This is a genomic window from Pasteurella pantherarum, from assembly GCF_049670885.1.
GTDB lineage: Bacteria > Pseudomonadota > Gammaproteobacteria > Enterobacterales > Pasteurellaceae > Pasteurella.
The window spans coordinates 800587-824626 of record NZ_CP187173.1 but is presented as its reverse complement, the minus strand read 5'-3'; the positions used below and the strand labels follow the sequence as shown (position 1 = coordinate 824626).

22 protein-coding genes and 1 pseudogene are annotated in these 24040 nt (G+C 38.9%); 11 read left to right on the top strand and 12 right to left on the bottom strand.

The window, feature by feature from the left end:
- Positions 1-34 precede the first annotated feature (34 nt).
- Genes ACPEEM_RS03945 through ACPEEM_RS03905 form a run of 9 tightly spaced genes read right to left on the bottom strand, consistent with a single transcriptional unit; the run spans position 35 to position 5722 of the window.
- A complete protein-coding gene (locus ACPEEM_RS03945) occupies positions 35-427 on the bottom strand; it encodes a hypothetical protein (RefSeq protein ID WP_424403284.1) in 393 nt (130 codons plus the stop codon).
- A gap of 54 nt (positions 428-481) precedes the next feature.
- On the bottom strand, positions 482-1135 hold the full coding sequence (locus tag ACPEEM_RS03940; protein ID WP_424407836.1) for a hypothetical protein: 654 nt from the start codon (positions 1133-1135) through the stop codon (positions 482-484).
- A gap of 6 nt (positions 1136-1141) precedes the next feature.
- Positions 1142-1486: a DUF3168 domain-containing protein gene (locus tag ACPEEM_RS03935; RefSeq protein ID WP_424403280.1), complete on the bottom strand. Its 345-nt coding sequence runs from the start codon at positions 1484-1486 to the stop codon at positions 1142-1144.
- Positions 1483-1965: an HK97-gp10 family putative phage morphogenesis protein gene (locus ACPEEM_RS03930; RefSeq protein ID WP_424403278.1), complete on the bottom strand. Its 483-nt coding sequence runs from the start codon at positions 1963-1965 to the stop codon at positions 1483-1485. The genes ACPEEM_RS03935 and ACPEEM_RS03930 overlap by 4 nt, the downstream gene beginning before the upstream one ends.
- The gene (locus ACPEEM_RS03925; RefSeq protein WP_424403276.1) at positions 1958-2281 is read right to left on the bottom strand and encodes a phage head closure protein; all 324 of its coding nucleotides are present in this window, start codon (positions 2279-2281) and stop codon (positions 1958-1960) included. Before ACPEEM_RS03925 ends, ACPEEM_RS03930 begins: the two co-directional genes overlap by 8 nt.
- Positions 2281-2592 carry a head-tail connector protein gene (locus ACPEEM_RS03920; protein WP_424403274.1) on the bottom strand — a complete coding sequence of 104 codons (312 nt, stop codon included), beginning with the start codon at positions 2590-2592 and terminating at the stop codon, positions 2281-2283. The genes ACPEEM_RS03925 and ACPEEM_RS03920 overlap by 1 nt, the downstream gene beginning before the upstream one ends.
- Before the next feature lie 46 nt (positions 2593-2638).
- The gene (locus ACPEEM_RS03915) at positions 2639-3835 is read right to left on the bottom strand and encodes a phage major capsid protein (RefSeq protein WP_424403272.1); all 1197 of its coding nucleotides are present in this window, start codon (positions 3833-3835) and stop codon (positions 2639-2641) included.
- 2 nt (positions 3836-3837) lie between these two features.
- A complete protein-coding gene (locus tag ACPEEM_RS03910) occupies positions 3838-4497 on the bottom strand; it encodes an HK97 family phage prohead protease (protein WP_410823691.1) in 660 nt (219 codons plus the stop codon).
- A complete protein-coding gene (locus ACPEEM_RS03905; protein ID WP_424407834.1) occupies positions 4481-5722 on the bottom strand; it encodes a phage portal protein in 1242 nt (413 codons plus the stop codon). The genes ACPEEM_RS03910 and ACPEEM_RS03905 overlap by 17 nt, the downstream gene beginning before the upstream one ends.
- A 294-nt stretch (positions 5723-6016) precedes the next feature.
- On the opposite strand from ACPEEM_RS03905, the gene ACPEEM_RS03900 reads away from it, so the two are divergent.
- The 11 genes and pseudogenes from ACPEEM_RS03900 to ACPEEM_RS03850 all read left to right on the top strand — a co-directional run bounded on the left by ACPEEM_RS03900 (position 6017) and on the right by ACPEEM_RS03850 (position 18269).
- Positions 6017-6322, top strand: a complete 306-nt coding sequence (locus ACPEEM_RS03900) for a hypothetical protein (RefSeq protein WP_424407832.1) — start codon at positions 6017-6019, stop codon at positions 6320-6322.
- Positions 6322-6567 (top strand): type II toxin-antitoxin system HicA family toxin, encoded by a 246-nt coding sequence (locus tag ACPEEM_RS03895; protein WP_424407830.1) that lies wholly within the window; start codon positions 6322-6324, stop codon positions 6565-6567. Before ACPEEM_RS03900 ends, ACPEEM_RS03895 begins: the two co-directional genes overlap by 1 nt.
- 112 nt (positions 6568-6679) lie before the next feature.
- A complete protein-coding gene (locus ACPEEM_RS03890) occupies positions 6680-7477 on the top strand; it encodes a hypothetical protein (RefSeq protein ID WP_424407828.1) in 798 nt (265 codons plus the stop codon).
- 1197 nt (positions 7478-8674) lie between these two features.
- A pseudogene (locus ACPEEM_RS03885) lies at positions 8675-9016 on the top strand (hypothetical protein); the annotation flags it as partial.
- A 57-nt stretch (positions 9017-9073) separates the two neighbouring features.
- Positions 9074-9235 (top strand): helix-turn-helix transcriptional regulator, encoded by a 162-nt coding sequence (locus ACPEEM_RS03880; RefSeq protein ID WP_424407826.1) that lies wholly within the window; start codon positions 9074-9076, stop codon positions 9233-9235.
- A gap of 737 nt (positions 9236-9972) precedes the next feature.
- On the top strand, positions 9973-11169 hold the full coding sequence (gene trpB / locus ACPEEM_RS03875) for a tryptophan synthase subunit beta (RefSeq protein ID WP_424403216.1): 1197 nt from the start codon (positions 9973-9975) through the stop codon (positions 11167-11169).
- On the top strand, positions 11169-11978 hold the full coding sequence (gene trpA, locus ACPEEM_RS03870; protein ID WP_424403214.1) for a tryptophan synthase subunit alpha: 810 nt from the start codon (positions 11169-11171) through the stop codon (positions 11976-11978). Before trpB ends, trpA begins: the two co-directional genes overlap by 1 nt.
- 152 nt (positions 11979-12130) lie before the next feature.
- A complete protein-coding gene (gene can / locus ACPEEM_RS03865; RefSeq protein ID WP_424403210.1) occupies positions 12131-12814 on the top strand; it encodes a carbonate dehydratase in 684 nt (227 codons plus the stop codon).
- A 348-nt stretch (positions 12815-13162) separates the two neighbouring features.
- Complete coding sequence (purR, locus tag ACPEEM_RS03860; RefSeq protein ID WP_424403208.1) at positions 13163-14170, top strand: HTH-type transcriptional repressor PurR; 1008 nt, start codon at positions 13163-13165, stop codon at positions 14168-14170.
- 242 nt (positions 14171-14412) lie between these two features.
- Positions 14413-17052, top strand: coding sequence for a phosphoenolpyruvate carboxylase (gene ppc, locus ACPEEM_RS03855; RefSeq protein ID WP_424403206.1), 2640 nt, complete (start codon positions 14413-14415; stop codon positions 17050-17052).
- A 185-nt stretch (positions 17053-17237) separates the two neighbouring features.
- The gene (locus ACPEEM_RS03850) at positions 17238-18269 is read left to right on the top strand and encodes an ABC transporter substrate-binding protein (RefSeq protein ID WP_424403204.1); all 1032 of its coding nucleotides are present in this window, start codon (positions 17238-17240) and stop codon (positions 18267-18269) included.
- Between the two features lie 261 nt (positions 18270-18530).
- Here ACPEEM_RS03850 and ACPEEM_RS03845 read toward each other — a convergent pair whose 3' ends face one another.
- The 3 genes from ACPEEM_RS03845 to glgC form a co-directional block, all read right to left on the bottom strand.
- On the bottom strand, positions 18531-20987 hold the full coding sequence (locus ACPEEM_RS03845) for a glycogen/starch/alpha-glucan phosphorylase (RefSeq protein WP_424405809.1): 2457 nt from the start codon (positions 20985-20987) through the stop codon (positions 18531-18533).
- 118 nt (positions 20988-21105) lie between these two features.
- Positions 21106-22548 carry a glycogen synthase GlgA gene (glgA, locus tag ACPEEM_RS03840; RefSeq protein WP_424403200.1) on the bottom strand — a complete coding sequence of 481 codons (1443 nt, stop codon included), beginning with the start codon at positions 22546-22548 and terminating at the stop codon, positions 21106-21108.
- A gap of 149 nt (positions 22549-22697) precedes the next feature.
- Positions 22698-24005 (bottom strand): glucose-1-phosphate adenylyltransferase, encoded by a 1308-nt coding sequence (gene glgC / locus ACPEEM_RS03835; protein WP_424403198.1) that lies wholly within the window; start codon positions 24003-24005, stop codon positions 22698-22700.
- Positions 24006-24040: the final 35 nt, after the last annotated feature.

Here is a 24040-nt window from a genome sequence, read left to right as displayed (position 1 = left end):
AGCGACAAGTTAATTTGAAACTTGCGTCGGTTCGTTAGTTTTTTGCGTTGTCTTCCTGCTTACTGATGGCCGTTGTTAATTTTTCAAACACTTCTTTGTCTAACTGCGAAAGTGCGGTTAAATCTTCTTCATTTTCTGCATTAAACAGATTATTCCCATCTTCATCGCATAAACGAATTGCTAACGTGCGGGTTAATGTGTGGGGATCGTAAATTTTCGCTAATTGCTTAGTTAGCTCTTCTGTATCATCAAAATTTAATTCAATCCCTTGTGATTGTGCAATTTTAACTAAACGTTGTTGTTGCCCGTAAAGCTGTTCGTTGACTTCACCTACATTAAATTCACGTACATAGTATTCTGCACCGTTGATTTCCAGTTTCGTTAAACGCGGTTTATTTTTTAAAAGTGTTTCGCGTGTTCCTTTCATTTACTTTTCCCTTTTGTAAGTAATAAAAAGCCCTCTATTGAGGGCTGATATAGATTAAGCGACTGGTAATAAGTAGTCACGTTTAGACTGTTTGATCGTAATTCCTGATTCAAACTTGCCTTTTACTTCACCACTGATATTAGCACCGGTTTGAATGAATCCAGTGCCGTAAAGTGAGCCTTGATTCTCTTTGAATACAATCAAGTACGGGAAGGTTTCTTTGCCGTAGAATTTCTTACGTAGATCGGCTTGCATTGCAGTAGCTGGTGCGTAGTAGAAACTTAATTTGACAGAACCAAATTCAATATCACCAGGTTCTGTTTCTGTCCCTTCACTACACATTGTAGTGACATCTTCTTCTGTGAGCGTTGCTCCATCATTTTCAATATTTTTAATTGCACAGAAGTTAGCAGACCATTTCACTCGCTCCGCTTTCGCTTCTGTATAAGAACTCGGCTTATCCATGCCTGACCAATCCACTTCATCTGCAAGTGTGACAGTATTTCCAGCGATTGATTTTACTGGATAGTAACCATCTAATGCACCAAGACCAGATAATTTAAGGCAATCACCTTTATTAAATCCGCTAGAAGCAATAGTTAAAGTCGGGGCTTTTTGGGTTGTAATCTCGGTAATTTGTTTGCTTGTTTCAATACCTACGCCTAAATAGAACTTGGTGCCTTGAAATGGGGTTGTTTTTGTTGCCATGATTTTTTAATCTCCATAAGCAATCTGAAAAGAAAAAACCCGACGATGTAATTTTTCGTCGGGTTCGTAGTCGGTGTAATCGTTTATTCGTTCGCAATAATCAAACTGTTCTTGTAGTGCCGTGATGACTTGAGGCCGCAGTTTAAAAATATCGTCTGGATTTAGACTATAAACGTCGATTTGAACAAGAAAATCATCAAGATCGCCGTCTTCAAGTGCTGAATTTGGGCTGATATTTGGGAACTGATAAACGATTGCTGGAAATTTTTTGTTTGTTTCTGGAATGAATTTATAAAAACAAAGCCCCTCCACTAGCGGTGAAAGGGCTTGATAAATTTTCGTTTGAATCATTTGTTGCCTTCTTTGATGATCTCCTTGTGTAGTGTTTCGATGATAGTTTTAGCGGCTTGATTCTTTGACTGCTGAAAAGCAGGTCTTAGAAACGGTTGAGCAGGCATTTTTGATGTGCCAAACTCCAAAAATCGCCAATAAAAAGGATCTTTCGGATTGTAAGCTCCCGCTTTTCCAGTTTTATCTTTGAATTTTAAGACTTGCTTTGTAGAAAGACCTTTGACCCAAATATAAGTGTTCGTTTTACCGCCACGCCCCACCTTCGTTCGAGTTGAAATCGCTTTTCGTAACGTTCCCACCCGTCTGTGTGGGACGTTTTCTTTTAAGACTGGTGCATTTTGTCGTGCTTTATCTCGTACAATTACACCGCCTTTTCTCATTGCTTTCACTGCTATGCGATTACTCGTTTTTCTTCCGAGATTCTGCATCGCTTTTTGAAGCTGATTCAATCCCTCTACTTTTACCGTTACACTAGCCATCGATTTTCTCTTTACACATCAACTGTAAGTAAATATTTCTCTCGTTAGCATTAATAACAGAGATAATTTCAAAAAATCGTGAACCAAATTTCACCCGCATTGTCGGTAAAACACCTGGTAAATAACGGATGAAAATTTGAGTTGTGATTTCTGATTGAACTTGTTGAGCTGAAAAATATTCACGCCCTGCAAGCGGTTTGATTTCTGCCCAAATGGTTGCTACATTTCCCCATTTAGTAACGGCTGCACCATACTCATTGAGCGTATTTACTTGCTTTTGAAGTGTGATTCTGTGACGTAGTTTGCCGATATTCATCAGACCCCCATAATTCTAAAGGGCTGAATCAATCGCCAAACGCCGTCTTCAATTTCTTTTGACGTCACACCGACAACAACACTCTCTCTGTGCTCATACCAGTGAGCAACAATCAAGAGAATCGCTTGCTGTATCGACGGATTAATCAAAATTCCGCTTAAATCAGAATCTGGAACACTATCATCGTACAGATTTCTATTTAACTGACTTTGAATATATGACTTAGCCGATTCTAAATAACTATCAAGCAGATCATCTTCTTCATCACTATCAATCCGGCAATGTAGCTTTATTAATTCTAAATTCAGCATATGCGAACCTTAAAAAAATAAAACCCCGCACTAGGCGGGGCTTAAATTACGCAGTTTTAGCAGCTAAAGTACCTTTAACAAAGGCATCTGGGCGATAAATCGCTAATGCTAGACGCTCTTCGCACAAGATTGTGACTAAGTTTTTCACAAAGTCATCTTCGTTCTCTGTTGCTACTGCAATACCTAAACTTTGACGGTCGAAGATTTGAGCTGCGAGATTAAAGGCACCAGTTAAGAAACTACCCGCAGTCATTGCTTGAGTTTGAACAACTGGGATACCCCATAAAGTAGGCTGTGCCAAGCTTTGTGGATTACCGATGATATGGCGTCCGATTGTGTCTTTTTCTAACTCAATCTTCGCCCAATCAACTGGATTTAACACAAAGCCACTTGCTGGATATTCAGCCATGATAACTTGCAACTGTGCTAAACGTAACTGATCGATAATTGAGTAAGTTTTTAATTTCGCTGGATCTGAAAACGCCTTGGCAACATTCATAATGCCAGTCAAACCACCACTTGAACCATCGCCATTTAACAACTGACGATCTTCAACAAGTTTTAAGCCATAAGCTAAACGACCGTTGATATAACTTTGCAACATTGAAGCATCATCAAGAATCTGACGAGAAGCTTTCACAAAGTGTGCTAAAGTTTTAACACCAGTTGTTACTTCTTCAAATTGAAGATCAGACTGTGCTTTTTTCGCACCTTCTGACGCTTGAGCCGCCGCAGCATTAGTGAATAATTTCTCACGAACATAAGTAATCGCATTACTATCTGTTGTGCCAGGCATCAACAGATCACGAATTGTTAATTGTTGATTTGGCGTTGCAACAATACCTGGTACACGATGTTCAACAACTAACGCACCAGCAGAACCGGCCGCATCAGTCGTTAAACTTGTAATAGTCGCTTTTACAGATAATTTTGCTCGTGCACCAGCACGTGGGTCTTCCGCAAACTGTTTAAACTGCTCAGTTTCAGTCAATTGCTGTGCAAGTGATTTTTCAGCTACTGCACCGCCACCACGACGTGTCATTTTCTGCTCAATTTCATCTAAACGAGTTTTTGTTTCATTTAGATTAGTTAAGGCTTCATCTACACGACCTTTTAAATCGTCGAGCCCCTTTTCACCGTTCGCCATTTTTCCTTTTAATTCTTCGCCAAGAGCATTGACTGAATCAGTGGCTTTTTTCAACTCAGTGGCGAGCTGTTCTACATTTTGATCTTTTTCAGACATAATTAAGATTCTCCGTTAATTGATTTTAAAATGTTTAATGCGTTGCTAATTTGTGAATTTTCAGGCTCGCCCTGAATCAGTTTTCGCAAGCCGTGACTAGCAACAATCGTCGCTTGCGTTTTTGAAAACCCTAAATCTCTCAGGGCCTTTTCAAATTCTGGTAATGTTGGCAAACTGCCTTTTACTAAAGCTGATTTAACAACTTCAACGCGACTTTCATCATTTGCTGGGAATGTAACGACTGAAATCTCTTTTAAATCAATTTCGAGGAGCTCTAAAACTTCTTCTTTTTCGTCATACATCCACTTACTCAAGCGGTAGCCGATAGACAAGCCATCAATAGCACCAGCAAGCATAAGTGCGTGAATTTCTTTTGCTCTCGCAACCTCGTTAATTAGTAAACGACCTTCGCCATAAAGACCTTTTTCATCTTCTTTGAGTGCGGTCCAAACACCGATTGGCTGGTTTCGGTCATGATTCCATAGTACTGGTGGCATTTTATTTTGAGCATTCCACCCCTGAATTGAATTCAAAAACGCCCCTTTTCGCACTACTTCGTCGTAACTATCTTTCACATCAAACACGTTGCAATAGCCACAAAAAAAGCCGTCTTCTTTGACAGCTTCTGCTTTAAATAAGAGATCTTTAGTTTTGATTGTCATCTTCTTCTTTCCCAATTTTATCAATCGATGTGAGATTCAGTTGTACTGTTAACTGATCTGCACCAGTGATTGGCGGTAGATTTTCAAGTGCTCTAACTTCATTTCTAGTCATTACACCGTTTTGTAAAAGTGCGGTATAAAAACTCGCTCGTCCGGCACTATCAGCACGAAGTAACCCCTCAACAACAAAAATAGGGTAATATTTACTCCTTTCCTGTGGTTTTAGTAGCTTACGTGAAATGGTTTGTTCGATTCGTTTTAGTGTTGGATTTAATGAATAAGTTAGAAAGTTCTGATTGATTTGTTCCGCACTCGATGCCCACGATGATGACTTGTCCGTGCTGTAAATTAGTTGTGGCGGCACACCAAAGGCACGGCAGATTTCTTCAATGCCGAAGTATCGACTTTCTAGCAACTGTGCATCTTGTGGATTAATCCAAGCACCTGACATATTAGCTGGTTCCATACCCGCTTCTAGTATCATCCACTTGCCTGCATTTTCAGGTTTCCCAAAATCAGATAATGCATCTCGCATCAGTTTGCGTTGGTCACTTGTCAAAACTCGCTCGCCTGTTTTTAGAAAACCACCCGCTTTTAAGTTATTTTTAAATGCCTTTGCGGCGGCGTTGTTTGCATCTATCTGAATACCCATACAATGTGCTTGATAACTGATCGGCGATAACCCGACAAGCCCGTCAAGCGTAAATCCCCGGAAGTGTAAAATATCCGATTCAGCATACTCTCCACCATCAGTATTTTCTTTCGTGTAGATATAGACGATCTCGCCACTATTATTTCGCTTAACTCGCATATACTGTGGATCGAGAATATCAAGCGATACAACACGCCCACTAATGCGGTTTATTCTGCTGTACGCATTACCCCACAGATCAAGATTTGCGATTTGTGCTTCCCAGAATTCACTTGAACACATGTCAGCGTTAGGTGAATCATGAATGATTTTATAAAGATCGTGTTTTAATGCGATCTGACGGTTTTCATCTTTTAAATGAAGTGGTAGCGATGCGATCGTTTGACTCCTAATTCTGATACAAGCCCAGACGGCAGACAGTTTCAACGCTTTTTCTGCGTCAATTGTTGAGCCTGTGCCAGTTGATTGGCTAACAAAAGGTTCAACAGAAGACCCTTTATCTAGCCGTTTTCCGCCGCCAAAAACTCGCTCGTAGAATCTAGACCACCATCTTGGGCAAGGTAAAAAAGCCAAGTAGCTATCAACAAAGCACATTTACAGAGAAAACTAGAACGCTAGCACCATCCATCCCCTTGTTAAGTTAGATTTCGCCCTCTTTGTGAGGGCTTTTTTTTACTCAAGAGGAAAAGAAAAAAATATAAAAAAGATATAAAAAAGATTGCATGTTTTTATGGGGTAAATTATCATTAGTCGCGACTATCTAAGATTAGTGACAGTAATCATTTTGTTCTTACAACAATTTAGACGGATAAACTGCTTGCCAAGTCAACTTGAGCAGGCTTTTTTAGTCTAAAAAAGGTGACTGTGATGAAAAAGCATAGAAAATTAATCCGCTGTATGGCTTACAAAAAAGGTAATCTCTATATTGCTGTCTGCCTTGATCTCTCTTTGGCAGCACAGGCCGATACAATGAATGAGGCAATTGAGAAACTAGACAGTCAAATCAGAGACTTTGTTGAAGAAGTGAGCTCAGATCCACAATATGCTAGTCAATTGCTAAATCGTCCAGCTCCGCTTTCCTTATGGGTAAAATATTATTGGTTTAAATTTTTATCCGCTAAAAACGGCAATAAAAATGGCGTGGCATTTTTTGAAGAGGATTGCTACGCTTAATGTTTACCCGAATTACCCCTCTAACCTATAAAGAGGTAACCAGTGCACTAAAGAGGTTAGGTTTTGAAATGAAACCCAAAACAGCTACTGCACACGAACAATGGATTAGAGTGGATGATAGAGGGAAATTTTTAGTTACTGTAGATAAACATATATCGCCTTTTGATAAGGTTCTGATTAAGTCTATGGTAAGACAAGCAGGATTATCTAGCAAAGAGTTCTACAAAGAATGTAAAAAGAAATAAGCCTCTTAATGATAAGGGGCTTTTTTATTGACAACCACCACCCTTTTATTTTACTATCTGCCTCAAGCCGTTTAATAACGGCTTTTTTTGTGTCTAAAATTTGAGGTGGGTTATGGTTGCTGAAACACATTACACAATAGATAAAAATATGAAACTACTAATCGAAATTGATAATAGCGAGCCATTGCAGCTATCAGTTTTTTGTCAAAGTATGGAAGGTATTGCTGCAGAATATCGCCAATTTATACAAGACAACAAAATTGATATTGAACCCTGTGAACAGCATATCTATGTAGAAAAAATCACACAAGGCTGTTTTCTAATTGAGCTTGCGGCACTAGTATCAAGCACATATCCACTTATTGAGCAAGCAAATGCGATTCTTGAATTTGGAGGACACTTGAAAAATATTTTAGATTGGGCAATGAATAGAGGCGAAAAGCCTGAACGCCTTACTGCGAATATGTTGAAAAATGCCAATAACATTTTAGAGCCTATCGCAATCGATCCTAAAGCACAATTCAATTTACAAGTTTCCAATAATCAAGGCGATGTACAAATACATCTACACGCAGACAATGCACTTGCAGGATTGGCACAAAGCAATATTAACCGAGAATTAAAACTACTCAAAGAGCGAGAAGAAAACACTTTAAAAAACACGACACTATACTGGTCATCCACCGCAGATGCTCAAAGCAAAGCACACGATAGAGCCATTATTCCTGCGGTATCACAAAAGCCTGTACGAGTGAAATTTGAAGACAAGATACTCAAAGAGAAAATGATATTAAATGAAGAATACCCGTACCATAAAATTTTCTTAGTTGATGTTTTAGTTGAATATATTGATGAAGAGCCAGTCATCTACAAAATATTAAAGTTAAACAACTCAATGAATAAAATCTAAATTGACAACCAATCCCCTTTCTGATTAAGTCTTTTCAAAACTGTATTCATACGTTTTTTAATCTAAGAATTAAGGAAAAAGAAAATGAAAACTGTAAAAGCCGAATTAACAAAACTAAAACACAGATTTGAAGATGAATTTTCAAGGGATAGTGATTTTCTTGAAATTATTACATTTACAGATATTATTCAAGAAATAAACAATCTCTACCCAATGATAGCAAAACTAGAAAATGTTAATAATAAAATAGAGATTATTTATATAAAAAGACTCTCACTCAAATTGATTGCAAATATTCATCGATTAGTTAAAAAAACTTCTTGGGACTCGAATGAAGAATTGAGAATGATGGGGTATTTTATTCGCTTAAAGAATCTCATCAAACAAAGTTATTTACTCAAGGTGAAAGGTCAAATACGTTCAGAGGAAGAACTTTCTGCATTAGCTTCGGATATAGAAACAGCTAGAGCAAAATTGGTTGAGCATACTAAATTAGAAACACAGTTAATAAAAGATAGAACCGAATTTCAAACGCTCAAAACATCACTAACTACACTCAAAACATCTTATGACACAGCCCAATCCCAAGCTGATGAAATTGCCGAATGGCACGACCAATCAGACATATTAAATAGCGACATTTCTAGCTATGCAATAACTGCACAAAATAACCTGACTAAAATCACCACATTAGCTATAACAGCTGAGACCAACAAACCTAAAATAGAAAAATACCACACGGAGATTGAAGAAATGATTAAGTTATTCAATAAACATAAAGAAGAAATTCAAGAAATTATTGAAGATGCTAACCGTGCAAGTATGGCAGGCTCTTTCAAAAAACAAATGGAAGACATTAATACAAAAATGAAATGGGCTGATGGTTTTCTTATTGATTCACTCATCATTACAGCATTAATTTCATTATGGGGATTCCAGTCCAGCTTCATAACTCCCCAAAACAGACTAGAACCAACATTCTTTAGCTGGTCCCAATTTCTTGCTAAATCAGCTATTTCCTTGCCTTTTTTAATTGTAGCTTGGATCAAAGCAAAAGAACGTGCCTATCTATTCCGCCTACGTGAAGATTATGGCTATAAATATTCCTCTGCAATGGCATTTGAAGGTTATCGTAAACAAGTCCAAGAACAATCGCCTGAATTAGAAGAGCAGCTCTTACAAATTGCTGTCGATAATGCAGAAGTCCTACCCCAAATCAGAAAAACAGGGAAATATGAAGTCCAGTCACAACAACTTGCTTTGCCTGAACCTGATTTAAACCTCACAGCCATTCAAAACAGCGAAGAAACGCTCGTTTTAATTATCCAGTTGTATAGCTACTGTTTCCAAGCACACGAAATGCAAGAGAAATTACAGAATACAAGTATTGCCAAATTAATGGAAAACCAAATTGGCGGACAATATCTCTACAACTTCAAACATCCTTTAGAACAGGTTATGGCGAAAGCGAAGAAATACGTTCACGCTAACACGGAACGCCTAACACTCGTTAAAGCCGTAAACAACCTACTCAATTAAAACTCACTGAAAACCGACTGCACTTTATCGTGCGTTTTTTTTATTTAAGGAGGATAAATGGAAAGATTAATACCATTAAAAGAGTTTTTAGAAATAACTGGTGTTAAAAAATCAACAGCGTATAATCGCGGGGACCCGAATAGTAAATATTTTGATCCCGAGTTCCCCCAACCCATTCATAGAAAAGGAAAATTACTTTTCTCTTACACTCAGACATAAAATTATGCTGAAAAAGTCGTGTCTAACATTATCTAGTCAAAGTTTTTGGTATTATTTTTATAAATAATCCAAGATCAATACCAATAAAATCAAATTACTAAAACAACTTTCCCTAGCCAGCCATTAGCTCCATCTATCCCCTTCGCAAATCATCATAATTCATCAAAAAGCCTTATAAACACTAGATAAACAGCATTTTTCTTATATTCTCCCCCTCACAACTAAACGCCTTAAAACGCATTTAATCAGCTATTTTAGTAACTATCTTAGTAACTACGGTAAAAAATCCACTATTTCATAGTGACTATAACAGAAAGATTTATGGGTCATAACAACTAACCCGCTCATCAATCTACAAAATCAATACTGTCTATAACAAAAAGGCTTTATTTCAACTCGACTAAAATAGTCGCAATTTTGTTCTTCTCACCATCAGAAGAGACATAATCAAGACTGCTACTGATTAGCGGTTTATTCTCTTCCACTTTCTCTATAATGTTTTAAACAAACAAGCGATGATATTTTCTCGTTACCTAGCATTTTTAAAAAATGCACTCACTTCCCTTTGCGATGCTATTTCCGATTTAATGGTGTTGATGAATCACCTTATGCAATAAAAAACGCTTGCTTTTTTTCTTTTATACTAGTTTAATAGTGCAAAATGAAGTTTAAGAAGTTATTTCTCACCTCTTATACCTTCCAATCACAATCATTTTGTATTTAAAGGAATAACAATAATGTCTGAAACCTTACTTAATCCTTATTTTGGTGAATTTGGTGGGATGTATGTGCCCGAAATTTTAGTTCCAGTGTTAAAAGAATTAGAAAAAGCCTTTGTCGAGGCGCAGCAAGACCCTAAATTTCAACAAGAATTTCAAGATTTATTAAAAAATTATGCGGGACGCCCTACCGCACTTACCCTATGTCGCAATTTAACAAAAGGAACAAAAACCAAGCTTTATTTAAAACGTGAAGATTTGTTACATGGCGGTGCACATAAAACGAACCAAGTTTTAGGGCAGATTTTATTAGCAAAACGTATGGGGAAAAGTCGGATTATTGCGGAAACAGGTGCGGGGCAACATGGTGTCGCAACCGCCTTGGCTTGTGCCATGCTTGGCATGCCTTGCCAAATTTACATGGGAGCAAAAGATGTCGAGCGTCAATCTCCCAATGTCTTTCGTATGCGTTTGATGGGTGCAACAGTAACGCCAGTCAACAAGGGGTCTTCTTCCTTAAAAGATGCCTGTTGTGAAGCCATGCGAGATTGGGCTGAAAATTATACCAATACCCATTATTTATTGGGGACAGCAGCAGGCCCCCACCCTTTTCCGACCATCGTGAGAGAGTTTCAGAAAATCATTGGGGAAGAAACCAAACAACAAATTTTAGCTCGTGAGGGACGTTTACCCGATGCGGTGATTGCTGCAGTTGGCGGTGGTTCAAATGCGATCGGGATGTTTGCTGACTTTATCGAGGAAAAAACGGTGAATTTAATTGGGATTGAACCTGCGGGCAAAGGCATTCACACAGGGCAACACGGTGCACCGTTGCGTCATGGTACAACGGGCATTTATTTCGGCATGAAAGCCCCTTTAATGCAAACCCAAGATGGGCAGATTGAAGAATCTTATTCCATTTCAGCAGGTTTAGACTTTCCATCCGTGGGGCCACAACATGCCCATTTATATGCCACAGGACGTGCCAATTATGAATCCATTACAGATGATGAAGCCTTAGAGGCTTTCCAGCAATTAGCCCGTCATGAAGGTATTATTCCAGCCTTGGAAAGTTCACATGCCCTAGCCTATGCCTTGAAGTTAATTGCTCAAAATCCGAATAAAGAGCAGCTATTGGTGGTGAATTTATCTGGTCGTGGCGATAAAGATATTTTTACTGTGGATAAAATTTTATCAGAAAAAGGGGTATGCTAATGAGCCGTTTCGATATGACATTTCGCCAATTAAAAGCCAAAAATGAAGGGGCGTTTGTGCCTTTCGTGACATTATGCGATCCTGATTTAGCACGTTCTTTTGAGATTATTTGTACCCTTGTGGAAAATGGTGCGGATGCATTGGAGCTTGGCTTTCCTTTTTCTGATCCTTTGTTAGATGGTCCTGTGATTCAAGCTGCGAATAATCGGGCATTACATGCAGGCTGTAGTTCTGAAGCGAGCTTTGAATTATTAGCCAAAATTCGCCAAAAATATCCAAGCATTCCAATTGGATTATTATTATGTGCCAATTTAGTTTACGCCCAAGGCATTGAGCGATTTTATCAACGTTGTGCAGAAGTGGGCGTCGATGCTGTACTCATTGCGGACGTCCCTTTATTTGCAAGTGAGGAATTTACCCTGTTTGCTGAAAAATATGCAATTCAACCTGTTTTTATTTGTCCGCCTAATGCCGATGAAAAAACGATCCAACAGGTTGCCACACAAAGCCAAGGCTATACGTATTTGGTCTCAAGAGCGGGCGTTACCAGTGCAGAAAATCAAGCTATGGCAAATAATTTGACAGACTTGATCTCGCAACTCAATATGCACAATGCCCCGCCGATTTTACAGGGCTTTGGTATTGCAACGCCGCAACAGGTTTCTGATTGTTTACAATTTGGGATTCATGGTGCAATTTCAGGCTCGGCTACCGTTAAAATCATTGAGCAACATCTCGATAATCACGCACAATGCCTTGTGCATTTAGCAGACTTTGTGAAAAAAATGAAAAAAGCGACCGCACTTTAAACTTGTCATACCAATTCATAAGCCTGTGTCAGTCTTGGCTGAATGCAGGCTTCACGCTTTCTCTTTTTATGAAGATGAAGCAAACAAATTTCCTCTCACTTTATTTCTAAGCTATACTAACTCCCTATTTTTGCTGTATAGGAATCCCATTAATGAAAAAAATCGAACAGCTTTTTGCAAATAATTATAGCTGGGCTCTTAGAATGAAGGAGGAAAACTCCGCTTATTTTAAAGAATTGGCAGATCATCAAACACCAAGTTATCTCTGGATTGGTTGCGCGGATAGCCGTGTTCCTGCAGAAAAATTAACAAATTTAGGCCCAGGAGAACTTTTTGTACATCGTAATGTGGCAAACCAAGTCGTTCACACTGATTTAAATTGCTTATCAGTGGTGCAATATGCCGTAGATGTGTTGAATATTGAACACATTATTATTTGTGGACACACCAATTGTGGCGGGATCAAAGCTGCCATGGCAGATCAAGATCTCGGTTTAATCAATAACTGGCTACTGCATTTACGTGATATTTGGTATAAACATAGTCATTTATTAGGAAAATTATCACCAGAACATCGTGCGGATATGCTCACTCGCATCAATGTGGCAGAACAGGTTTACAACTTGGGGCGTTCTTCCATCATAAAATCTGCTTGGAAAAATGGAAAAAAACTGTCATTACATGGTTGGGTTTATGATGTGAATGATGGTTTCTTAATTGATCAAGGTGTGATGGCAACAAGTCGAGAAAGTCTTGAAATATCTTATCGAAATGCCATTGCACGTTTATTAAAAGTCAATGAAGATGAGATTTTGAAAAAGAATCATGAAGAATAACAGGTGCTAAATATAAAGTGCGGTCGAAATCAAAAGTTTTTTGATTTGTACCGCACTTTTTCATTTAACCTGCTTTGTGATTTGCCGTATTAAAAAATAGACGATGCTAAAACAATAATCACACCAAGTGCTAATGTGACAGTCATCATGGCATAACCGAATGTGCCCATATCGCTCTCCTTAAATAGTCTAAAATTGGTCGTATTCTATCAATAAAAGACAACATAATAGAAACAGAATTTGCCTGAACGGGAAAAAAGTCGGATTTTTAGGAAAAAAATGGCGTGATGACTTAACCTACTTGTCAAGAATCCCTTATAATGAGTCAATTTTGTATGGAGAACACTTATGGCAACAATTAAAGATGTCGCAAAAATGGCTGGGGTATCCACCACCACCGTTTCTCATGTAATTAATAAAACTCGCTTTGTTGCAGCAGAAACGGAAAAACTCGTCTTACAAGCGATTCAAGAACTCAATTACTCTCCGAGTGCAGTTGCACGTAGCTTAAAAGTTAATACCACAAAATCCATTGGTATGATCGTCACCAGCAGTGAAGCTCCTTACTTTGCTGAAATTATCCATGCTGTTGAAGAATATTGCTATCGCCAAGGCTATTCTCTGTTCTTATGTAACACACAAAATAATGTAGATAAAATCAAAAACCACCTTGAAATGCTGATTAAAAAGCGGGTTGATGGCATTTTAGTAATGTGTGCTGAATACACTCAAGATTCCCTTGATCTGTTAGCCAATTTCACCTCATTACCGATGGTGGTGATGGATTGGGGACCAAATAATCAAAATACCGACATCATCCAAGATAATAGCTTTACGGGTGGATATATCGCAACCAAATACTTAATTGATAAGGGTCATAAAGACATTGGTATTATTGCGGGAGAATTATCCAAAACCACAGCGAAAACACGTTATGAAGGTTTTTTAAAAGCCATGGAAGACGCCAATTTAGCCATTAATCCAAACTGGGTGATGGAAGGTTACTTTGAGCCAGAAGATGGGTATGAATGTATGAATAAAATCTTGGCACAAGACAAATTGCCAACAGCAATCTTCTGCTGTAATGATGTGATGGCATTAGGGGCAATTTCGGCAATTGGAGAACATGGTCTACGTGTCCCTGAAGATATTTCCATTATTGGTTATGATAATATCCATGCTTCTCGCTTTTATTCGCCCCCATTAACCACGATTCATCAATCAAAATCTCGTTTAGGGGCAAAAGCCGTCACGCTATTATTTGAGCGTATTAATGAAAAATCCGATCAACATGAAATCATCGAAATGCACCCTGAATTAGTGATTCGAAAATCCGTCAAATCCCTTCTTTCCTGACAAGATTAGCCCTGATAAAAATAAATTAGGGCTAATATACTCATACTACATTTTCCTTAATTAATTTCTAAAAAATAAAACAATTAATAAATATTATCTAATTTATTGTCTTAAATCATATTTTTTTATATTTAGAATTAAATCTCATTGATCTTTGTACGCAATTTTGATTATATCTACACAACTTGAGGTATTTTACATTTCATTTTTTAATGATTCTATATGATTCGAGAGGTTATGTTATGATCCAGCAATACACCACTATGCGTAATAATATTAGTATGTTAGGCCGTTTTCTTGGTGAAACCATTAGTGATGCACAAGGCAGTGATATTCTTGAGCTAATCGAGAACATTCGTGTGCTTTCCCGTAATTCTCGCCATGGTGATGATCAAGCCCGCAAACAATTGTTATCGACGTTAGCCACCATATCGAATGAGAACATCATTCCAGTGGCTCGTGCGTTTAGCCAATTTCTCAATCTCACCAATATTGCCGAGCAGTATCAAACCATCTCTCGCCATCATAACGACCCTGTGGCATCGGAGCGTTCTATTTCTGCACTTTTCCAACGTTTAAAAACACAAAATATCCCTCAAGAGAAAGTGTTAGAAACCGTAGAAAGATTATTAATTGAGCTCGTGTTGACTGCTCACCCAACTGAAGTAACACGCCGCTCTCTTGTACATAAACACGTAGAAATCAATAAATGTTTAAGTAAATTAGAACACAGCGATTTACTGGAAGAAGAGCGTAAAACCATTGAACGTCGCTTACTGCAACTGATTGCTCAAGCTTGGCACACCAATGAAATCCGCACCCAACGCCCAACACCGTTTGAGGAAGCAAAATGGGGATTTGCCGTCATTGAAAACAGTTTATGGCAAGCTGTGCCTGAATTTCTGCGTCAATTAAATGCCAGTGCGGTAGAACACTTAGGCTTTCAAATTCCTGTTGAACTTAATCCAATTCGTTTTTCCTCATGGATGGGCGGCGATCGTGATGGTAACCCGTTTGTGACCGCAGAAGTCACTCGCCAAGTTTTACATTTAGCCCGTTGGAAAGCGGCAGATTTATTCTTAAAAGATATTCAGGCACTTTCTGATGAATTGTCTATGACAAAATGTACTGAGGAATTTAGCGAGAAATATGGTGAGCACATTGAACCTTATCGTGCGGTCGTTAAAGCATTGCGTAGTAAATTAACGACGACCCTCGCCTACTATGCTGATTTACTTGAACGTCGCATTCCTCGTGTCTCAGAAACTGAAATCATTTTATACGATGAGCAACTCTGGGAACCGTTATACGATTGCTACCAATCCTTACAAGCTTGCGGTATGCGTATTATTGCTAACGGTTTATTGCTTGACTGTTTACGCCGCATCCGTTGCTTTGGTGTCACCCTTTCTCGTTTGGATATTCGACAAGAAAGCACACGTCATGCGGATGCTATCGCAGAAATTACCCGTTACATTGGCTTAGGTGATTATTCACAATGGAATGAAAGCGACAAACAAGCCTTTTTAGTCAAAGAGCTGACCTCTCGCCGTCCATTATTACCAAGAGATTGGACACCTTCTGCACCAACACAAGAAATTTTAGAAACTTGTAAAGTGATTGCAGAACAAGATGAAGGGGTGATTTCTTGTTACATTATTTCCATGGCGAAAACCGCTTCAGATGTCTTAGCTGTCCATTTATTATTAAAAGAATGTGGCGTGAACTATTATTTACCTGTTGTGCCACTCTTTGAAACCCTGGATGACTTGAGTGCCTCTGAACAAGTGATGACCGAGTTATTTAATATCGATTGGTATCGTGGCGTAATTAACAACAGACAAATGGTCATGATTGGTTATTCTGATTCTGCCAAAGATGCTGGTATGATGGCTGCCTCTTGGGCTCAATATTGTGCACAGGAAGCCATGGTCAACTTGTGCGAACAACGTGGTATTGAACTCACCTTATTCCACGGAAGAGGCGGTACCATTGGACGAGGTGGTGCACCTGCACATGCGGCATTGCTTTCTCAGCCACCTCGCTCATTGAAAAATGGCTTACGTGTCACCGAACAAGGTGAAATGATCCGCTTTAAATTAGGTTTACCGGCTGTTGCTGTTGAAAGTTTAGGTTTATATGCCAGTGCGATTTTAGAAGCGAATCTTTTACCACCACCAGAACCCCAAGCCCAATGGCGTGAGGTGATGGATGAACTCTCTCGTTCTTCATGTGAAATTTACCGCAATATTATTCGTGGAGAAAAAGATTTTGTGCCGTATTTCCGTGCGGCCACACCAGAGCAAGAACTGTCTAAATTACCATTAGGTTCACGTCCTGCGAAACGTAATCCAAACGGTGGGGTGGAAAGCCTGCGTGCTATCCCTTGGATTTTCGCATGGATGCAAAACCGCTTGATGTTGCCAGCATGGTTAGGTGCAGGTGCTTCATTAAGACAAGCCATCGACCAAGGTCATAAACAAGTGATCGAGGAAATGTGTAAAAATTGGCCGTTCTTCTCCACCCGTATTGGAATGTTAGAAATGGTCTTTAGTAAAACAGACAGCTGGCTTTCTGAACATTATGATCAAAATCTGGTTGATCCTTCGTTATGGTATTTAGGTCAAGCATTACGTGAGCAATTAAAACAAGATATTCAAACAGTTTTATCGCTTTCACATGAAGATCAATTAATGTCCGATCTTCCGTCTATTGCAAAATCTATTGCCTTACGTAATGTCTATACCGACCCATTAAACTTACTTCAAGTGGAGCTATTACGTCGTTTACGCACAACCACGGAAGATACGAATAACGATATTGAGCAAGCCCTAATGATCACTATCACAGGGGTTGCTGCTGGTATGCGAAACACAGGCTAGTTCCCATTCTTAATCAATATTTATGCACGTTTTATCGTGCATAAATATTTTTATTTTTCCCCGACTGATTAGACCTCCCCCACATCCCCTTGATTCTTAATAGAAATTATCAAAGTCTTTTGTTAAGATGAAGTTGCTTTAAAAAGAAGCAAATTAATGTCTTATCTCTAAGGGAATAGTCTAGTATGAAAAAACTATCATCGCATTTATTGAAAACACTTTGTCTTACTTCTCCCCTTTTCTTTACTGCCCCTCTCCATGCAGAAGGCAATCTCACACTTTACTGTACACTTCAAAATGAAGCTTGTGAGGAAGTCGTCAAACGTTTCTCTGAAAAATATGACGTCAACACAAAATTCGTGCGTGGCAGTACGGGTGCAACGCTAGGGAAAATCAAAGCGGAGCAAGATAATCCTCAAGCAGATATTTGGTATGGCGGCACAATTGACCCACATTTACAAGCACGTGATTTGGGGCTATTGGAAAAATACCGTTCACCAAAACAAGCGGAGGTGCTTCCTCAATTTAAAGAATTGGTGAACAAATACGGTGATTACACCTCTTTTGGCTACATGTTAGTCTTAGGTTTAGGGGTAAATACCGAGAAGTTAAAAGAATTAGGCATTGAAACGCCAAAATGCTGGAGTGATTTGCTTGATCCTCGTCTTAAAGGTGAAGTACAAATCCCAGACCCACAAAGTTCAGGTACTGGCTACTCTTTCCTTGCTACCCTCATTCAATTATGGGGTGAAGAAAAAGCCTTTGACTTCCTGAAAAAAGTGAATAAAAACGTTTCACATTATGTGAAAAGTGGCTTAGTGACCAGCAATTTAGCCCGTGGCGATAGCAGTGTCAGTGTTGGTTTCTTACACACGTTTGAGGTGGAAAAAGCCAAAGGTGCACCTTTACAATCTATCTCTGTCTGTGAAGGTGATAGCTACACATTGGGTGGTATCAGCATTATTAAAGGTGCAAGAAACTTAGATAATGCGAAACTCTTTATGGATTGGGCATTGAGCAAAGAAGGGCAAGAACTTGACTGGATTCGCCGTGCACCTTATCAAATTCCAACCAATAAATATGCAACTGTATTGCCTGATGCTGTGAAACCAGATCAATTAAAATTAATTGACTTTGATTTTGAAAAATTCGGTTCAAGTACACAAGCAAAACAGATTATTTCCCGTTGGTTAGAAGAAGTAAAATTGGCGAAATAACCCATTCTTTCTTCACCTAATATTGCAAAGTGCGGTTAATTTTAAAAAAGTTTTGACCGCACTTTTTTGTTTTACCATGAAATCCCTTCAAAAAAGCCGAAACACGGTTAAACACACCTTCAAGCCTCAATTAAGCCTTACCGATTACAAGCTCGTTTGGTGAGTCCATTTCTAGAGTAGAAAACCAAAAAAATAAAAAAGTGCGGTTCATTTAAAAAAAGTTTGAACCGCACTTGATGTATTTAATGCCAATATCGGCTGTTATTTAACAGGCTCGATTTTCCAGATTCTTTCAGCATATTCCAAAATGGTACGATCTGATGAGAAGTAACTCATATTCACGATATTTTGTAATGTACTATCAATCCAAGCTTGTTTATCTTTGTATTTACTATCCACTTGTTTTTGCATATCAACATAACTACGGAAGTCTGCAAAGGCTTGATAGTAATCTTGATATTGCAAGGATTGTAACAATTGATGATAGCGGTTGGCATCCGTTGGCGAGAAATAACCAGAAATAATTTGATCCACCACTTTGCGTAGCTCTTCATCTTGTTGGTAATAATTAAATGGATGGTAGCCTTGACGACGTAACGCTTCCACTTGTTCTACAGTATTACCAAAAATAAAGATATTCTCTTTACCAACATTTTCGAGAATTTCGACATTTGCCCCGTCTAGTGTACCGATTGTTAAAGCACCATTTAAGGCAAATTTCATATTACTGGTTCCAGACGCTTCTGTTCCAGCAAGGGAAATTTGTTCTGAAATATCCGCCGCAGGAATAATTAATTCCGCTAAGCTCACACTATAGTTAGGAATAAACACCACTTTTAAGCGGCCTTTTAAACGTTCATCATGATTAATGACATTGGCGACATCATTAATTAAATTGATGGTTTGTTTTGCGGCATAATACGCAGAAGCGGCTTTACCTGCGAGGATAAAGACACGAGGCACCCAATCTTTTTCAGGATTTTCAAGCATCGCATTGTAACGTGCAACAATGTGCAAGACGTTTAAAATTTGACGTTTATATTCATGAATACGTTTAACCTGTACATCAAATAACGCATTCGGATTCACCTCAATGCCTAACTCATGTTTGATGTAGTGTGCTAATTTCACCTTGTTGTGGTATTTGATCTGTGCCACGGCTTTTTTCAACTCAGGATCATTCACTTTGTCTTTTAACAAGGTTAATTGGCTGAGGTCACGACGCCATTCTCTGCCAATATAGTGGTCAAATAAGGCGGATAATTCAGGGTTAGCCACACCAATCCAACGACGAGGCGTAATCCCGTTGGTCACATTGGTAAAACGTTCAGGGTAAATACGGGCAAAATCCGCAAAGGTTGATGTGACCATCAAATCAGAGTGAATTGCTGCCACCCCATTGATTTTGTTTGAGCCAACCACTGACAACCAACCCATACGAACTTTACGGTGATCTCCTTCTTCAATTAATGAGACACGGCGGATAAAGTCCGCTTCATTGGTCACATAGGTTTTGACGTATTCTAAGAAATAGTCATTAATTTCGAAGATCATTTGTAAATGGCGAGGTAAAATGTGTGCCATCATTTCCACAGGCCATGTTTCTAAGGCTTCTGACATCAATGTATGGCAAGTGTAAGAGAAAACACGACGGGTAATATCCCATGCTTGCTTCCATTCGTAGCCTTCTTCATCCACTAAGATCACCATTAATTCAGGAATTGCCAGTGCAGGGTGAGTGTCATTTAAATGAATGGCAACTTTATCTGCAAAGTTTTCCATGGTGTGATGGATACGTTTATGACGATAAATAATGTCTTGTAATGATGCTGAAACTAAGAAGTATTCTTGGCGTAAACGTAATTCACGACCGCTCCATGTTGAATCATCTGGATAAAGAACCCGTGAGATATTTTTACTTAACATGCGATCTTGCACCGCAGCAAAATAATCCCCTTTGTTAAAATCCTCTAAATCAAAGCGATCCCCTGCGTAAGCACCCCATAAACGCAAAGTGGCTGCAGAGTCATTATCATAACCTGGAATCATTTGGTCATAAGCTAATGCCACGACTTCTTCTTTGCTCGTCCAAATACATTTTTTGCCTTCAAAATGAATGCCACCACCAAAACGTATGGTATGGCGTTTAGATGGACGAATAAATTCCCATGGTGCCCCTTTGTCTAACCATGCATCAGGTTTTTCAACTTGGCGACCATCTTCAATTTCTTGTTTGAACATACCGTATTCATAACGAATACCGTAGCCCACACCAGGTAAAGATAATGTGGCGATAGAATCCATAAAGCAAGCCGCTAAACGACCTAACCCACCATTCCCTAGACCGGGATCCACTTCTTTTTCAAGCACATCTTCTAAATTCACATGTAATTCAGATAAGGCTTCTTTTACTATGTCATACACACCACTCGCAAGCATGGCGTTTGATAACGTACGACCGATTAAAAACTCCATCGAAAGGTAATACACTCGACGTGTTTCTGTCGATCTTGATTTACGTGCTGTGGTAATCCAACCTTCAGTGACAAAATCACGTACCGCATATAAGGTGGCATTGAGCCAGTCACGCTGACTGGCTTCTTTTGGTGAACGACCAATTGAAAAAATCAATTTTGAAACAATTCTTTTTTTCAATGAGTCTACTGTGATTTCTGGACGATTATAGAGAAAAGGTGAATCGAAACTATCCATAATCATATCTATTTTACTCCTAACTATTTTTAGAACATGATGCAATTTAGTTATTTCTGGCTAAAAATGCAACAGTTTTTGCTGAAAAATGATTAATTTCCCGATAAACAAACACTGTGATGGGTTAATGACTGGCTAAAACACGTTCGTATAAAGCCTTATAACCTTCTGCAGAAATTTGCCAACTAAAATTTTGTTCCATGGCAACCGTGCGTACCGTAAACCATAAACGCTGTTTTTGCCATAAAGCAAAAGCTTGTAGTAAACACTGACGTAATGCTTCACTACTTGCATTTTCGAACACAAAACCGGTCGCAATGCGATCTTTGATATTATCCGCATTGGCATTGACCACGGTATCCGCCAAGCCACCTGTGGCACGCACTAATGGCAAAGTGCCGTATTTCAAGCCGTAAAGCTGGGTTAAACCGCAAGGTTCAAAACGGCTTGGGACTAAAATGACATCGCCACCTGCAATCATCAAATGGGATAAAGCTTCATCATAGCCAATTTTTACCGCAATATGCTCTGGGTATTGCTGAGCCAAATGTAAAATGCCCGCTTCTAAATGAGGCGAACCTGATCCAAGAATGGCTAATTGCCCACCTTGTTTTACAATTTCATCCGCACTTTCAATCAGTAAATCAACGCCTTTTTGTTCCGTTAAACGCGTTACCATGACAAATAACAAGCGGTCAGGATCTTGAGGTAAATTAAAATAAGCCTGTAAGGCTTCTTTATTTTTACGTTTTCCCGTCATGGATTTTAATTTGTAATGATGTTCAATATAGCTGTCATTATTTGGGTGCCAAATATGTTCATCAACACCATTTAAAATCCCAACAAGTTTCCCTTGTAGTTCCAATGTGCTCAGTAAGCCTTGTAACCCATAAGCAAACTCAGGGCTTGTGATTTCTTTCGCATAAGTTGGACTCACTGCCGTAACGGCATCAGAATAATAAAGCCCCGCTTTCAAATAGGAAATTTGTCCATGAAGTTCTAACCCTTCTACATCAAACATACTCAGCGGTAAGCCAATTTCAAATAAATGATGATAAGCAAACTGACCTTGATAGGCTAAATTGTGAATCGTGAAAATGGATTTAGCAGGACGCCCTTTATTGAATAAATAAGCACTTGCGAGACCTGCATGCCAATCATGGGCATGTACAACCTCGGCTCGCCACCAACTGTCCAGACCTGTTGCCAATTCTGCTGCCACCCACCCTAACAGGGCAAAGCGTTTATAGTTATCAGCATAATCGTTATACCACTGGTCATGATAAGGATTGCCTTCTCGTTGATAAAGATGCGGTGCATCAATTAAATACACCCCAATCCCTTTGTATTCGCCGTAACGTAATACAATATGTCCTGCAAAGTTATCAAACTCGCTAACCACAGACGTATGAGGAATTCCTGCAGCAATGGCAGGATAGGCAGGTAAAACAATGCGAGCATCAATACCAATGTCTTTTTGTGCAAATGGTAATGCCCCCATCACATCTGCAAGTCCTCCTGTTTTTAATAAAGGATATAACTCTGAGCAAACGTGTAATACTTTCATCTTAATCTTCCCATAATAGACCTGTGTCATTGACATAGGTTTTACGCATTTTTGGACCAATGAATTTATTGGTTTCAATTTAAAAGAAAATACGGCGTACAGCTCAACGCCGTATTTTCATTTATCGTTGGTTGATTAATCGTGCTTGATTAATCTAAATGGGATTCAAATAACACTTTCTCACCATTTAATTTTTTCAACATAGAGGCAGTTACCAAGACAACCCCACCAGAACTGACTCTAAAACGTTGACGGTCTAATTCCAAATCCACCCCAATTTCCATACCATCAGGAATATCTGTATGGCGATCGATGATACAACGTTTTAATTTACAGTTTTTGCCAATGGTTACTTGTGGTAACACCACACAATGATCAATTTCAGATCCTTCATTAATTTTAATGCGGTCAAAGAGTACCGAATAACTAATTGATGCATCAGTAATGACACAGCCTCCTGAAATCAATGAATTATCCACTGGGCGGATATTTTCTTTCTTATAAAAGAATTTTGATGGATAGGTTTGTACTGGATTACCACGAATCGGCCAGTTTTGATCGTAAATATCTAACTGTGGTGTTTCACAGACCAAGTCGATATTGGATTGCCAGAAACTGTCCAATGTACCCACATCACGCCAGTAAATTTCACCTTCTGTATTACGACCCATGCAAGAACGGCTAAACGGATGGGCATATAACACACCTTCTTCTAAGATTTTTGGTAAAATATCTTTACCGAAGTCGTGCGAGGTATAAGGGGAAACTACTTCTCGTTCTAACACCTCATACAAATATTTTGCATCAAACACATAAATCCCCATGGATGCCAACGAAACATTAGGTTTGCCGACCATCGCTGGTGGATCTTTAGGTTTTTCCACAAAAGATTTCACTTTCAAGTTTTCATTCACAGCCATCACGCCAAATTCACTGGCTTTTTCACGTTCCACTTCAATACAACCAACGGTACATTTTGCCCCGCTGTTGATATGATCTAGCAACATTTGGCTGTAATCTTGCTTATAAATATGATCGCCTGCCAAAATGAGAATATATTTCGGACAATAGTGATCACGAATGATCGCCATATTTTGATACACCGCATCTGCCGTACCACGATACCAAGTTGAATCATCAATTTGCTGACGGGCAGGTAACATATCAATAAACTCACCACGTTCAGAAGGTAAGAAAGACCAACCATTTTGTAAGTGACGTAATAAAGAATGTGCCGCATATTGTGTAATGACACCAATACGGTTTAATCCTGAATTCAAACAGTTTGATAATGCAAAATCAATAATACGGCGATTTCCGCCAAAATAAAGTGCTGGTTTCGCACGTTTGTCGGTCAATTCATAAAGGCGTGAACCACGACCGCCCGCAAGAATTAACACGAGCGTATCTTTCACCAACTCATATTTGTTAGGCAATTTAGCAATGCTACTATTCATAATGACCTCCATTATTATTGGGCAACGTTGCACAA